We start from the raw sequence: 13465 nt of genomic DNA, 5'->3' as shown, positions 1-13465 counted from the left end.
CTCCCCCGCCCGACTCGGGCGCGGTAGTCCGGTGCCGTGGTGCCCCGGCCGGAACCGGCATGTCGGTCGCCGGGGCGAGGTCCGCTCTGGCAGCGTGGCGGGACCGTACCCGTGCTCTCCCCTCACGAAAGGACGTCCCCATGCGACACGTCTCGCTCGGCGGGCTCGACGTCTCCCGGCTCGGCCTCGGCTGTATGGGCATGTCGGCCTTCTACACCGGTGCGGGCACCGACGAGGCCGAAGCGGTGCGGACCGTGCACCGGGCGATCGACCTGGGGGTGACCTTCCTCGACACGGCGGAGGTCTACGGCCCCTACACCAACGAGGAGTTGCTCGGCCGGGCACTGGCCGGACGGCGGGACGAGGTGGTGCTGGCCACCAAGTTCGGCATCCTCTCGCACCAGGGGCGGCGCGGTCTGGACAGTTCGCCCGCGAACGTGCGCTCGGCGGTGGAGGGTTCGCTGCGGCGGCTCGCCACGGACCGCATCGACCTCTACTACCAGCACCGGGTGGACCCCGGCACCCCCGTCGAGGAGACCGTGGGGGTGCTCGCGGAACTGGTCGCCGAGGGCAAGATCCGGCACATCGGGCTCTCCGAGGCCGGGCCGGAGACGATCCGCCGGGCGCACGCCACGCACCCGGTGGCCGCCCTCCAGACCGAGTACTCGCTGTGGACCCGGGACCCGGAGGCGGAGGTCCTGCCGCTCACCCGGGAGCTGGGCATCGGTTTCGTCCCCTACTCGCCGCTGGGCCGGGGGTTCCTGACCGGTGGCATCCGCAGCCGCGACCAGCTGGCCGACGACGACTACCGCAAGGGCAACCCCCGCTTCAGCGAGGAGAACCTGGGGCGGAACCTGCGGATCGCGGACGAGGTCGCGGAGGTCGCCCGGGACGTGGGCGCGACGCCCGCGCAGACCGCGCTGGCCTGGCTGCTCGCCCAGGGCGACACCATCGCCCCGATCCCCGGGACGAAGCGGGTGGCGCGGCTGGAGGAGAACGCGGGCGCGGACACCGTCCGGCTGGCCCCGGAGCACCTGGCCCGGCTCGGCGCGCTGTCGGCCCCGGTCGGCGACCGCTACGCGGACATGTCCCCGCTCAACGGCTGACGCTCCGTCACACGCGTCGGGCGCCCTGACGGACGAAGGCCCGGCGTCCCGCGATCATCCGCGGGGCGCCGGGCCCTCTCGCGCCGTCGAGGCCGGTCGGGCCGCTCCGGCAGCGGTGCCGGGCTTCACGGCCCCGGTCCCGCCCGCTCGCTCACCTCACGGGGCGAGCACCTCCGTGTTCTGGCAGGCGACCAGGAGCCACCGTCCCTCCTCCTTGGCCATCACGTAGAGCGGGGTTCCGGCGTTCCCGATCGGCTCGCCCTCCAGCGTCCGGTACTGCGCGTGCGCCTTGACCGCGGCGACGTCGGGGCGGATGAACAGCACGTCCACCACCTCGTACGTGACGGTCGAGTCCGTCATGGCGCCGGGCAGCACCTGATGGGTGAAGGCCGAGATCTCGTCACGGCCGGTGAGGCGTTTGCCGTGTCCTGTCGTCCAGATCGCGTCGGCCCGGAACAGGCCGACGAACTCCTCGGGCAGTTCGTTCCGTTGGGAGTGTTCAAGCGTGGCGATCACCTGCTTGATCGCCTCCGTCTCGGGTTCCCGCGTCGGCTGGTCGATGGTTGTCGTCTCCATGCCGATCATCATGAAACCTCGACCAAACTTGAAGTCAAGCCCATGACACCCGGCGGCGATCCCGCCCCGGACGCCCCGCCCTTCGACGGGTTCCTAGACCTCCACGGCGGGGAGCAGTCCGGTGACCGGGGCGACGAGGTCGGTCACCTGGTGGAGCTGGTGGAGCTGGGAGAGGCCCTGGCGGACGGTGCCGACCTGGCCGGTGACGGTGGGCATCTGGGCCCGGTGCTGCGGGCTCACCCCCCGGGTGGACAGGGAGTCCACCTCGCCGATCACGGAGGGGACCTCCACGCCCCGTTCCAGGGCGGGGGCGGCGGCAGCGGCCGTGGCGGTCAGTCCGGTGACGCCGGAGGCGAGGGCCACGGCGGCGAGAATGCGTCGAGTTGTGGTCATGTCCGGAGCAACGGACGAGTCCGGGCCGGGTCACGGCCGGGCCTCCCGCCTCACCCGTGGGGGCTCAACCCGGTGGCGGCCCTGGCGGGGAGGCGGCCCGGCGGGGTAAAGGGGCGCACGGGGAGGAGCCCCTCACCCGGTGGCCGGGGAGGGGCTCCGAAGGAACGGACGGACGAGCGAACGGACAAGCGAGCGCCGAGGGTTCAAGGTACGGACCCCGACGGGCCCGCAGGCGCGGACGCCCGGGCTCAGGGACAGCTGGCGATGGTGCTGCGGGCCCGCTCCGGGCTGGCGTGCTTCACCTTGCACTGGTCCTGGCCGATCCCGCCGTCCACCAGGCCCCAGCCGGGGCCGGCGAGCAGGACGGTGTCCTTGGTGCCGCGGATCGTGTCGCGTCCCGAACCGCCCTGGATGACGCCGCCCGCCTCCGGGCCGACGCCCTTCGCCTCGATAACGTCGTTCTCGCTGCCGCCGAGGACCCGCCCGCCGAAGTCGATGACGCCCGCCGAGATGGTGTCGGCGCCGTCGTTGCCGAACACCTGGCCGCCGCCCCGGGCGTGCTGGCCGGGGGAGCCCGAGACGGTGCCGACGGTGATGGTGTCGTCGCCCTGGTCCCCGTAGACCGTGGCCCCGTGGTCGGTGGTGCCCATGGCCGTGGGCACGATGATGGTGTCGTCACCCGTTCCGCCGCGCACCGACGCCTGGTCGTCCCGGGGCAACAGATGGCTGGTCTGGAGGCGGTCGTCACCGTCGCCGCCGAGGACCTGGGAGTCGATGATGAGGCCCTTGACCCGGATGTTGTCCTTGCCCGCGCCACCCCAGATGATGACGTTCTCGACGTCGTTCTCGCACTCGATGACGTCGTCGCCCGAGGTCCCGTAGACGGCCTGGCCCGGCGGTACCGAGGAGCCGTTGAGCACGCAGTGGTGCGACGGCAGCCCCTGGAGGGCGTGGGCCGGGGACACCGGCAGGGACGCGGCGGCGAGCAGCGCTGCGGCGAGGGCCAGACCGCGTGCGGTCGGCCGGGCCGGACGAGGACTGAGGGGCATACGGGTCTCCCTGGGGGTTTTCGACACACGGTCCCGCCTACCGTGCGCCCCCGCCACCGGACACGCCCGCGCATCCGTGCCCCGCGTCACCCGCCCGGCCCCGCCGCCGCCCCGTCACCTGCGGACCCGTCACCACCCGCCACGCCGGACGACGGCGGCAAGCGGGTGAACGGCTCCCCGGGGGGCACGGAGACCGCCCGGTGCGGCTGACGGCCCCTCACGCCGGATGGCGGACGGGGAGCCGTCCGGGGGCGGCGGCCCCTCGGGGGGAGCCAGGCGGGCCCACGGAGGACTCCGGGGCGGAGGAGAGGGACGGCGGGGACGCGGAGTCTCCGGGGCCGGGGCCGGAGGAGTCGGGGGGCGGGGGCGACGGAGGCGACGCCGTGTCCGGGGACTCCCCGCCCGGGGACGACGGCGGCGAGTCCCTCGGTGAGGACGGCGAGGACGGCGAGGAGGAGGACGGCGAGGACGGGGGTTCGGACGAGGGGCCGCCGGACTCGGTCCCGCCCGGGGAGGACGGCGAGGACGGGGACGAGGTCTCCGGGGAGGGCGTCGGGTGCTCCGGGGGCCGGGTGGGACGGTCCTTCCCCCCGGTGTCGCCGCGCTGCCGGGTGAACCAGTCGCCGCTGTCCGGGTCGTACACCACGAACTCCTCGACGGGCTCGGGGGCGGGCGCCACCACGACCACGTTGGCCGCCCGGTAGCCGGGCCAGGGCTCCCCGACCGGCTTCGGGGTGCCGCGCTGGGGCACCGGCTCCCCCAGCGGGTTGCCGCAGGCGCAGCGGACCCGGGGGACGCCCCGGTCGTCGACCAGGACGGCGGTCCCGGCCTCCAGGACCGCCTGGTAGGGCACCGCCTCGCCGTCCCGGTAGCCGTGGTTGGTGACCCGGGTGTCCAGCCGCAGCCGCACCGGGGTCAGCGCGCGCAGCCGGGCGGGCACGGCGGACGGTCCGATCCCCAGGGCGGAGGCGAACGCGGTGTTCTTGGCGCCGTCGGCGTCGAGGTAGCGGATCTGCGCGTCGACGTCGCAACTGCCCGTGTCGCGCGTGCCGCCGTACAGCCCGGGAGCGGCGCCCGAGACCTGCTGGGCGGTGTAGGCCGACTCCGTGCGGGTGGGCAGCGAGGGGGTCTGCGGCGGGGGTGAGCCCTTCTGGGCGGTGGACTCGGTGAACGGGTCGCGACCGGTGCTGTTCGCGGCCTGGAGGAAGACCTCGCCGCCGCCTCCCCCGCCGGTGCCGCCCCCGCCGTTCCCGTTCCCGCCCGAGCGGGTCAGCACCACGGCGAGGACCACCGCTCCGACCACGCCGAGGGTCAGCAGGGCCACCCGGGGGGCGCTGCGCCACCACGGGCCGCCCCCGGCGCCCGCCCGGCCGCCGTCCCCGCCGGGGCCCGGGGGCCCGCCGCTCCCACCGCCGCCCCCGCCGTCGGGAGGACCACCGCCGGGCGGGGAACCGGACGGCGCGGCGGACGGTGACGGCGCGGCGGACGGGGGGCCGGACGGCGGGGCTGACCGTTCCGGCGGGGGCGGTGCCGGACGGGACTGGTCCGACAGGGGGCCGGACGGGGGGCCGGACGGTCCGGAGGGCCCGTCGGCTCCGGAAGGGCCGGAAGGGCCGGAAGGGCCGGAAGGGCCGGAAGGGACGGACGACCCGGAGGACCCGGACGGCGCAGGGGTGCCGGAAGGGTCAAGGGGCCCGGAGGGACGGTCGGGGGGCGGGAGTTCGGCGCTCACGGTTCAGCTCCTCGTACGGCCCCCCGGGACACCGCGCGCGGACGGCGGGGCGGCGGGGCGGGGGCGGTGCGGTCTGGTCCGTCCACCGCCACCGGGCGCCGCCGTCGGCCGTCCGTCCGCGTGGCCCGCCCATTGTGTGCCGCGCCCCCGCGACCGCCGCAAGCCGACGCGGTCGGCCCCTCCCGGGGGGCGCGCGGAGCCCGTGCTGCTTAGCGTGGCGGCGTGAGCGAGTGGCGAACCCCCGACCGGGCGGCCGTCCGAGGCACCGCGCGGTCCGCGGCGCACGGCTGGCTCGCCGCGCTGACCACGGTGCTCACCGCGCTGGGCACCATGGCCGTCCTGGCGGCGGCGGGCCTGTGGGCGGCCGGGGCGCACGGACTGCCGGACGGGGCGTTCCCCCGGGTGGTCGTGGCGGTCGTCCTGCTGGCGGTCGGCGGGGACGTCGGACTGACCGGCGGGGCGGGGGAGCTGGCGGGGGCCCGGGGCGAACTGGAGGTGCTGCCGCTGTCGGTGGGACTCGCCGGGGCGCTGGTGCTGGGGGCGGGGTTCCTCGCCCCGCTGCGGCACCGGGCGGTGGTCGGCGGACGGGAACTGGCGGGGTGGGCGGGACGGATCGCGGTGCTGTGGCTGCCCTCGGTGGCCGGGCTGGCGCTCGGCGCCCGTCAGGAGTTCACGGTGTCCCTCGGGGAGACGGAACTGGCGGACATCGGCGAACTGCTCGGGTTGACGCCCGTGGTGGGGTTCGCGGCCGAGGTGGGGACGAGCCTCTGGTGGGCGCTGGTGTGGCTGGCCGGGGTGCTGGTCATCGCGCTGCTGGTGGCCAGGGGAGCGCCGGTCCCGACCCGGCTGACCCGCTTCCACTCGGCGGTACGGCCCTCCGCGCACGCCATGCTGGACGTGCTGCTCACCTATGTGGTGGTGGGGCTGGTGGTCGGGGTGGTGGTCGCGCTGACCCGGGGGCACGCCGCCGACACGGTGGCCGTCCTGTTGCTGGGGCTGCCCAATCTGGTGTGGCTGGCGTTCACCCTGGGGCTGGGGGCGGTGTGGGACGGGCGGGTGGAGGGTCCGTTCGGGTTGCCGGTGCCGCCGCTGCTGGACCGGGTGCTGCGGGGGTCGCGGGACAGCGAGCTGAGCGTGCGGACCCTGGCGGCCGAGGACGGCCGGGCCTGGTGGCTGGTGGTGTGCGCGGCGGTGGTGCTGTTCGCCGCCGCGTACCTGGCGGCGCGGCGGTCACCGGCGGGCACCCCGCTGTGGCGGCTGGCCGTACGGCTGGGCGCGGCGCTGGCGCTGACCGTGCTGGTGGTGTGTCTGACCGGGCGGGTGTCGGCGTCCTTCGGGCTGTCGTTGCTGGGCATCGGCGATCTCGGCGGCGGACTGTCGGGGCGGGTGCGGCTGGAGCCACGGGTGTGGGGCACGGTGGGGTTGGCTGTGGTGTGGGGCGTGGTGATGGGGTTCCTGGGCGGCTGGGCCGCCCGGTGGTCCCGGCACCGCCGCTGACGGAGGTCCGTGGCGGGATGTGCGTGGTGCGGTCCGGTACGGGGTGTCCGTGGTGGGTCCGGTACGGGGTGTCCGTGGCGGTCCGTGGCAGGGCGGCCGCTGCGGGGTCCTCCGGTACGGGGTGTCCGTGGCAGGGCAGCTGCGGTGGGGGCCGGCACGTGGTGTCCGTGGCGGGGTGCCTACTGAACGGAACGTGGTCCGCCTTGAGGTGACGCGCGAAAGGAACGTGGTCCGCCCCGGGGGTGACGCGTGAACGGGACGCGGCCGGGGACGCGGGTCCCGGCGGGGACCCGGTCCGGGGCCGAACGCCACGCGAGCGGCCCCGGTTCCAGGGCGAGACGTGTGAGTGGGACGAGGGCGGGCGGAGCGGTCGGGCAGGCCGACCGGGCGGGTGCGGCGCCGGGTACGCGCGCCGCCCCGGGCGTGAAGGGACCGGCGGCCGTCCGCCGGATCACCCCGTACCGGCACACACCACCCATGTCACCTCGGGCGCGCGGGAGTTGGCGCGCCCGCGCCGGACACCCGGGCGCCCCCGGACGCTCCCGGGGGCGGTGAGGGCGGGCGAGCGCGTGCGCCGGGGCGTGCGGTCGGACGCCGCGCTGTGGGCGGGGGCGGGGTCCCCCGTTCGTGGCGGTGGCCGTCCCGGCTTTCTCTGCGATAGTTCAGGACGTCGCGATCCGGCCGTCCGGCTTCCCGGGCGGCTCCCGTCCTTGATCGGCGCGCACCCGGCTCCGGGACCGTCCGGAGGGGAGGCAGAGCGTGGCGGACCTCATCGACCGATTCCTGCTGGACCGTTCCGAACCCGAGTCCCTGGCCGCGTTCCTGACCCGGGCGACGACGACAGCCGACGGGGCCGGGGCCCTGACGGCGGTGCTCCGCTCGGCGTACGACCTCACCGGGCTGCGCGTCGAGGCGGTGCGCGGGATCTCGGTGCGCGGGGTGACCCTGGCGCACCCGCTGTTCCCGCCCCGGCGCCACACCGGCACGGCGACCGGGACGACGCCCGCCTACACCCGTACCGACCTGGAGTGGACGAGCCGTTCGGAGACCGGCGCGGTGTGGGTGGACCTGCTGGCCGACACCGTCGTCGAGGTGACCGCCGACGCCGATCCGGGGGGCGTGGAGTCCGCGGTGACCCGGGAGATCGAGGGGTTCCGCACCCTGGAGGAGTTCCGGGACCGGTTCCGTCACCTCGACCTGGACGACTTCCTCGCCCGGCACGACGTCTCCTCGGTGGAGGAACTGCGCGCCGCCGCCCGCTATCTGCTGACCGAGGTCCGGTTCGCCCGGCCGCCGGTGTCCGACCCGGCGGACCCGGCGCGGATCCACGCGCTGCCGCTGACCCTCGCCGTCCTGGTCCGTGACGACCCCGGTCCCAGCGGGGCGCTGCGGGCCGCGAAGGCGGTGCGCGCGCTGGCCGGGGAGGCGGTGGCCGTCCCCTCGGCGCCCGCGCCCGCGCCGCGCACCGCCCCGTACGGACTGGCGGTGGTCCTCCCCCCTCCCGACCCGGCCGGGGGCGGCCCCGCGCCGGAGGCCGTGCGTCGGCTCCTGGCCCGCGAGGGCGTCCTCTGCCTCTTCGCCGACCCCGGCTGAGTCCGCACGCCCCCGGCCGGTCCGACGTGGACCGGCCGGGGTCCGCACCACCAGGAAGGTGGCCCATGACCGTCCGCTACATCCGTGTGAACCCCGTCGCCGACCTGTTCTCCCCCGCCGTCCGGGCCTTCGGCAACGTGGCCCTGGTCGGCACGGTGACCGTGCCCGCCGCCCCGCCCGGCGATCTGCTGGCGGTGGGCGTCCCGGTGGCCTTCTCCGAGCCCGGTGAGGCGCTGCGCCGGGCGCCCGGGGCGCTGGGCACGGCCGTGGCGACGGCCTTCGCCCAGTCACCGGGGCCGTCCCTGGTGTACGCGGTGCGGGTGGACGGCGCGTCCCCGGACTGGGCGGCGGCGCTGCTGGCCCTGAGCGGGGTGGACGTCCAGATCGTGGCGCTCGCGGACACCCCGCTGGACCCGGCGAGCGGCGCTCCGGCCGGGGCGGTCGGCGCGCTGGCCGCCCATGTGTCGTCGGTGTCCGGGACCGGCGCCGACGGCCGGGAGCGGATCGGGGTGGCGATGCTGGCCAAGGACGCCGCCGACCCCACGGTGGTGACGGGCGCGCTGGCCCTGGACCGGATGGTGTACGTCGCGCACAAGAGCGACGAGGACGTGGGGGCCGCGGTGGCGGGCACCATCGCCGGGTACGAACCGCACGTCTCCCTGCTGCTGAAACAGGTCAATGTGAGCAGCGGGACGTTCACCCAGGCCGAGATCGAGGCGCTCAACGGGCCCGAGACGTTCACCAGCGGCCCGGCCGGACGCGGGGTGAACTGGCTGGTGGACCCGGCGCTGCTGCCCGGTCAGGCGGTGTGCCTGGGCGAGGCGTACACCGGCCGTCCGGACGGCAAGAAGTTCATCGACGTGGTCCGCACCGTCGACCAGGTGTCGTTCCTGCTGAAGGCGCGGCTGATCCGGAGCGTCGGACGGCTGCGGATCAGCCGGTCGGGACTGCGGGCGCTGATCGCGCAGTTGGAGGCGGTCCTCGATCCGCTGGTGGGCCAGGAGGTCATCGAGGGGTACCAGGTGCTGGTGCCGATCCTGGCGCTGCTCGACCGGCCGCGCGGGACGCTGACCGAGACGGAGCGCGCGCGGGTCGACGCGGCCCAGGCCGAACGGCTGGTGGAGGTGGTCACCAGCGTCGACTACGCCGGTGCGGTCCACCGGCTGTCCATCACCCTCCGGTTCGAGTGAGGCGGCGTCATGAGTGACTGGAACACCCGGCTGGAGGTGCGGATCGGCAGTGACGTGGTCTCGCCGATCACCAGCTTCACGCCCACCTTCAACGTCCCGCACACCGTGATCCACAGTCTGGAGCGGGACAACGTCGGCTACGTCCGGCAGCCGTTCACCTTCACCTTCACCATGGCGGTCCCGGCGATCGCCGGGGCGGTCGCCGATCTGACGGAACTCGCGGTGCAGGGGACGGAGTTCTCGGTGGCGCTGGCCGAACGCACGGGCACCGACTGGTCGTTCAAGGCGATGAAGTTCGCGCGCTGCGTGGTCACCTCGGCGAACCCCAGCAACGTGGTGGTGGACGGGGTGCCGCAGGCGAGCTTCTCCTGCCTGGCGCTGACCGTGGGGGTGGAGGAGTGACGACGGGGGCCCGGGAGCCCGGGACCCGGGTCGAGCGGACCGGGATCGCACTGGTCCACGAGGGCGAGTACGTGGTCGCCGCACCCGGCGCGGAGGCGGAGTTCACCGACGGCGGTGGCGGGGGGCCGGTGGTCGAGTACCACTTCCCCGTCGAGATCGAGGTGGTGGGGACGGTGGACGAGGCGGTGGTCCGCCAGGTGACGGAGCGGGTCTTCGAGGAGCTTCGCCGTGAGCTGTCGAGCCGTCAGTAGGCGTGAGGAGAAGCCGGGATGGCCGTGAGCGGGCCCCAGGTTCCGGTGCTCGTCGGGACCGTGCCGCTGTGGTACGTGCAGAGCCTGACGCTCAGTGAGGGGTACCGGATCGAGCGGGTGCTGGGCAGCCGGTTCTCGCAGGCCACCCAGCCGCAGGCGCGGACCGTCGCCATCGAGGCCGTGCTGCTGGGGCCGGACAGGCTGGCCCAGAAGAAGGCGCTGGAGGTGCTGGCCCTCACCAGCCGGGCGCTGGCGTCCTCGGCGGCGCCGCTGCTCGCGGTCTCCGGCATCCCGGTGGTGTCGGGGCCGGTGACCGCCACGGACATGCAGATCACCGAGTTGCGGTTCACCGCGAGCGCGCAGCGGCGGGACGCGCTGGACGTGTCGATCACGCTGCGGCACGTGCCCCGGTCGAGCGTGTCCGCGCTGTTCGGGGAGCTGGCGGAGCTGGCGATCGCGGCGGGCACGGCGCTCTCGCCGTCGGCACCGGACGGCGGCGCGGTGCCCAGGGTGCCCGGGGCACCGCTGTGACCGCCGCGACCACCACGACTGCTGCGACGGTCGCGACGGTCGCGACGGCCATGGTGCCCGGAGCGGTCGCGGCGGGGGTGACGACCGGGTGGGAGACGGGCGGGGGACCGCCCCGCCGACGGCGGGGTCCGACCACGAGGGGAGCTGGGGCGAGGTGACGGACGTGGTGCCGGGGTGGGACGCGGTGGCGGCGGAGCCACCGGGGACCGTGCCGCCGGCGGGCGCGGACGCGGGGGCGGGGATGCCCCGGCTGCCGGTCCGGCCGGACGAGGGCTTCCCCCAGGCGTTCCGGCTGCTGGTGGGCGACGCGGTGTACCGCTTCGCCTGGCACGTGAACATCGCCGAGGAGCGGCTCGCGGCGCTCGTCGCGGGCCCGGACGGGCCGGACACCGTACTGGACCTGGCGGACGGTCCCGCGTTCCTGGTGCTCTCGGTGGCCCGGGACGACCCGGACGGTCCGGTGACGCTGCTGCGCCGCAGGCTGGTGCCCGGCGTCCGGTACCGGGCGGGCGGGTTGCTGCTGGTGTTCCGGACCCTGCGGGTCGCGGTGCGCAATCTGAACGGGGCCGGGGCGTACGGCTCCGAGGTGGTGGGCGGGGTGAGCGCGCGATGAGCTTCCTCCTTCGCTACCGGGCCGAGTTCACCGACCGGCCGGACGCCGCCCCGCCCGGGGCGCTGGCCGCGCTCACCGGGGCGCTCACCGGGGCCGGGCTGCCGCTGCGGCTCTCCAACGACGTGCTCGACGGCACGTACGTGCTGGACGCCGACATCACGGTGACCATGTCCGACGGGGCGGCGGCCGACGCGTACGAGGCGGTGTTCACCGATCTGCCCCGGCCGGTCGCGGAGCTGCTGCGGGAACAGGCCGCCGCCGGGACGCTGGTGGCCCGGCTCGGCCTCGGGTACGCCGACGAGCCCACGACCCTCGACGGCGGCCGTCCGGTGGTGGTCGGCCCGGTGACCGCCGTGGAGACCGTCCAGGAGACGGACGGCACCACCCGGACCCTGGTGCGCGGACAGGAGACCGCCGGGTACGCGCTGCGGACCGAGCCGGTGGCCCGGGCCCGGGAGGGCGACGTCCCCCGGCTGACGGTGGTCCGGGAACTCCTCGCGGGCACCGGGGTGGCGCTGGCCCCCGGCTCGGCGATCGCGGGCGTGGTGGCGAACCCGGCGGTCCGGGCGCCGTCCCGGCTCGCGGCGCTGCACCGGATCGCCGAGGAGGCGGACACCGCGCTGGTGGTGCGGGACGGGGCGGTGCACCTGGGGCCGGCGGTGGGCGCCCGGGAGGCGCCCGTGGTGTTCGACCCGGAGCGCAACATCGCCCGGCTGGGCGACGGCCGGGCCGAGGAGGACCCGGGGGCGGCGGGCACCGGGCCCGGTCCGGTGCGCACCGGAATCGATCTGGTGGTCCTCGGGCACCCCGGGCTGCGGGTCGGGCAGACGGCGCGGCTCACCGGGCTCGACGGGCTGCCCGGCGGTCCGCTGCGGCTGACCCGGGTGGAGCACCGGTTCGGCGTGTCCGGCGGGTACACCTGCGCGGTGCGGCTGTCGGCGGTGGCGCGGGGCCGCCGGGTGCGGGCGGTGACGGGGGTGGAGGCCGTGGTGGACGGCTTCCGGGACGTGGTGGACCGTCGGCACCTGGAGCGGCCCTCGGTGGCGGTGGGCGAGGCGCGCTCCGGCGCGGCCGGGCACCGGGCGTCGCTGTACTACGGGCAGCCGCCGGGGCCCGGTCAGCCCAGTTCCTCGGCCCCGGTGGACACCTCGGTGACGCTGTACGGGCAGTCGCTGGCGTCGCCGTTCGCGTTCCACCGCTGCGGTCTGGTGGTACCGGTGTACCCGGGGATGCGGGCACTGCTGGCGCACAACGGCGGCCGGGTGGACGACGCGGTGGTGGCGGGCTGGCTGTGGGCGGACCCGGCCGATCCGGCTGGTTCGACCGGTCCGGCTGGTCCGGCCGCGACGGGGACGACCGGTGCGCCGGGGTCCGCCGGTCCGCCCTCCGCCGCCGACGGGAACGGCGGCCCGTCCCCCCGTCCCGGCTCCGCCGCCGGGCGGACCCGGCACCTCCCCCCGCCCGCCGAACCGGGGGACCACTGGCTGGCGCTGCCCACGGCGATCGGCGCGGACGGGCTGCCCACCGGGGCCGGGGTGCACGACCTGACCGACGCGGCGGGCCACCGGGTGGTGCACGCGGCCGGGCTGCGGATCCTGGTCGGCGGGGACGCGCTCGACCCGGTCGGCACCCGGCCGGAGCCGCCGCCGCCCGACACGGTCACCATCGAGCACCACAGCGGCACCCGGATCGAGATCGGCGCGGACGGCGCCCTGACGATCACCACCGCGTCCTCGGCGCTCACCCTCACCAACGGCGCGGTGAGCGTACGGCTGGACGGCCCGACCGTGGAGGTGGCGTGATGCCGGAGGTGCTCACCACCGCGTCGGTCCTGCGGTGCGCGCACGGCGGCCGGATCACCGTACCGGCGGGGCCCCGGGCGCTGACCGTGGCGGGCGCGCCGGTGCTGGTCCGCACCGACCTCGACGCGGCCACCGTCACCGGGTGTCCGCAGACCAACGCGGCGGCGGGCCAGAGCCCTTGTCTGCGGATCACCGCGCTGCTGGCCGGGGCCGCCGCCACGCTGACCGTGGGCGGGGTGCCGGTACTGCTGGCGAGCGCCCGGGGGCTCACCGACGGGGTGCCGCCGCTGCCGGTGATGTGGCGGGTCGTGTCGGCGGGCCAGCGCGTCCTGGTGGCGTCGTGAACGCCCCCGACGGCCTCGGCTGGGGCCCCCGGCTGGACGACGGCGACCTGGTCATCGGCACGGACGGACGGCTGGAACTGGTGTCGGGAACGGCGCAGTTGGCGCAGTCCCTCACCCTGCGGCTGCTGACCCCCTACGGCTCGGACCGGTTCGGCACCTCCTACGGGCTGGACGTCGGGGAGGCGCTGGGCGGGCCGCACGGGCGGCGCGTGACGCGGGAGTTGCTGCGGTTGCGGCTGGTGCGGGCCCTCACGGGCGATCCACGGGTGCGGGAGGTGCGGGAGGTGCTGTTCGACGGGGAACCGGGACGGGCGGTGACCGTGGAGGTGGTGGTGGAGACGGTGCGCTCCACGGCCGTCAGCGTGTTCGTGGAAACGGGACGGTGA

At 76.0% G+C, this 13465-nt stretch carries 15 protein-coding genes; 11 read left to right on the top strand and 4 right to left on the bottom strand.

Annotation, left to right across the window (positions count from 1 at the left end; translation table 11 throughout):
• The first annotated feature begins 140 nt into the window (after positions 1 to 140).
• On the top strand, positions 141 to 1106 hold the full coding sequence (locus tag ACVWNX_RS30710) for an aldo/keto reductase (protein WP_454411450.1): 966 nt from the start codon (positions 141 to 143) through the stop codon (positions 1104 to 1106).
• Positions 1107 to 1262: 156 nt separating this feature from the next.
• On the opposite strand, the gene ACVWNX_RS30705 is transcribed toward ACVWNX_RS30710, so the two are convergent.
• From ACVWNX_RS30705 to ACVWNX_RS30690, 4 genes are all read right to left on the bottom strand, one after another.
• Positions 1263 to 1682 (bottom strand): SgcJ/EcaC family oxidoreductase, encoded by a 420-nt coding sequence (locus ACVWNX_RS30705; RefSeq protein ID WP_454411449.1) that lies wholly within the window; start codon positions 1680 to 1682, stop codon positions 1263 to 1265.
• A 93-nt stretch (positions 1683 to 1775) separates the two neighbouring features.
• Entirely contained in the window at positions 1776 to 2075 is a 300-nt protein-coding gene (locus ACVWNX_RS30700) for a hypothetical protein (protein WP_454411448.1), read from the bottom strand.
• 248 nt (positions 2076 to 2323) lie between these two features.
• On the bottom strand, positions 2324 to 3124 hold the full coding sequence (locus ACVWNX_RS30695; RefSeq protein WP_454411447.1) for a hypothetical protein: 801 nt from the start codon (positions 3122 to 3124) through the stop codon (positions 2324 to 2326).
• A gap of 217 nt (positions 3125 to 3341) precedes the next feature.
• Positions 3342 to 4676, bottom strand: coding sequence for a DUF6777 domain-containing protein (locus tag ACVWNX_RS30690; protein WP_454415001.1), 1335 nt, complete (start codon positions 4674 to 4676; stop codon positions 3342 to 3344).
• 402 nt (positions 4677 to 5078) lie between these two features.
• Here ACVWNX_RS30690 and ACVWNX_RS30685 point away from each other — a divergent pair, with 402 nt between their 5' ends.
• The 10 genes from ACVWNX_RS30685 (at position 5079) to ACVWNX_RS30640 (ending at position 13465) form a co-directional block, all read left to right on the top strand.
• On the top strand, positions 5079 to 6353 hold the full coding sequence (locus ACVWNX_RS30685) for a streptophobe family protein (protein ID WP_454411446.1): 1275 nt from the start codon (positions 5079 to 5081) through the stop codon (positions 6351 to 6353).
• A 759-nt stretch (positions 6354 to 7112) separates the two neighbouring features.
• Positions 7113 to 7946 (top strand): hypothetical protein, encoded by an 834-nt coding sequence (locus ACVWNX_RS30680; protein ID WP_454411445.1) that lies wholly within the window; start codon positions 7113 to 7115, stop codon positions 7944 to 7946.
• Between the two features lie 65 nt (positions 7947 to 8011).
• The gene (locus ACVWNX_RS30675) at positions 8012 to 9136 is read left to right on the top strand and encodes a hypothetical protein (RefSeq protein ID WP_454411444.1); all 1125 of its coding nucleotides are present in this window, start codon (positions 8012 to 8014) and stop codon (positions 9134 to 9136) included.
• A 9-nt stretch (positions 9137 to 9145) separates the two neighbouring features.
• Positions 9146 to 9538: a hypothetical protein gene (locus ACVWNX_RS30670; protein WP_454411443.1), complete on the top strand. Its 393-nt coding sequence runs from the start codon at positions 9146 to 9148 to the stop codon at positions 9536 to 9538.
• Positions 9535 to 9789, top strand: coding sequence for a hypothetical protein (locus ACVWNX_RS30665; protein WP_454411442.1), 255 nt, complete (start codon positions 9535 to 9537; stop codon positions 9787 to 9789). The genes ACVWNX_RS30670 and ACVWNX_RS30665 overlap by 4 nt, the downstream gene beginning before the upstream one ends.
• Positions 9790 to 9807: 18 nt before the next feature.
• Entirely contained in the window at positions 9808 to 10320 is a 513-nt protein-coding gene (locus tag ACVWNX_RS30660; RefSeq protein WP_454411441.1) for a hypothetical protein, read from the top strand.
• A gap of 154 nt (positions 10321 to 10474) precedes the next feature.
• Entirely contained in the window at positions 10475 to 10933 is a 459-nt protein-coding gene (locus ACVWNX_RS30655) for a hypothetical protein (RefSeq protein ID WP_454411440.1), read from the top strand.
• Positions 10930 to 12735 (top strand): hypothetical protein, encoded by a 1806-nt coding sequence (locus tag ACVWNX_RS30650; RefSeq protein ID WP_454411439.1) that lies wholly within the window; start codon positions 10930 to 10932, stop codon positions 12733 to 12735. Before ACVWNX_RS30655 ends, ACVWNX_RS30650 begins: the two co-directional genes overlap by 4 nt.
• Entirely contained in the window at positions 12735 to 13079 is a 345-nt protein-coding gene (locus tag ACVWNX_RS30645) for a hypothetical protein (protein ID WP_454411438.1), read from the top strand. The genes ACVWNX_RS30650 and ACVWNX_RS30645 overlap by 1 nt, the downstream gene beginning before the upstream one ends.
• A complete protein-coding gene (locus ACVWNX_RS30640) occupies positions 13076 to 13465 on the top strand; it encodes a hypothetical protein (RefSeq protein ID WP_454411437.1) in 390 nt (129 codons plus the stop codon). The genes ACVWNX_RS30645 and ACVWNX_RS30640 overlap by 4 nt, the downstream gene beginning before the upstream one ends.

Source organism: Streptomyces sp. JNUCC 64 (assembly GCF_054484115.1).
The sequence above is the reverse complement of the archived record's forward strand: the minus strand, read 5'-3'. Positions and strand labels throughout refer to the sequence as shown.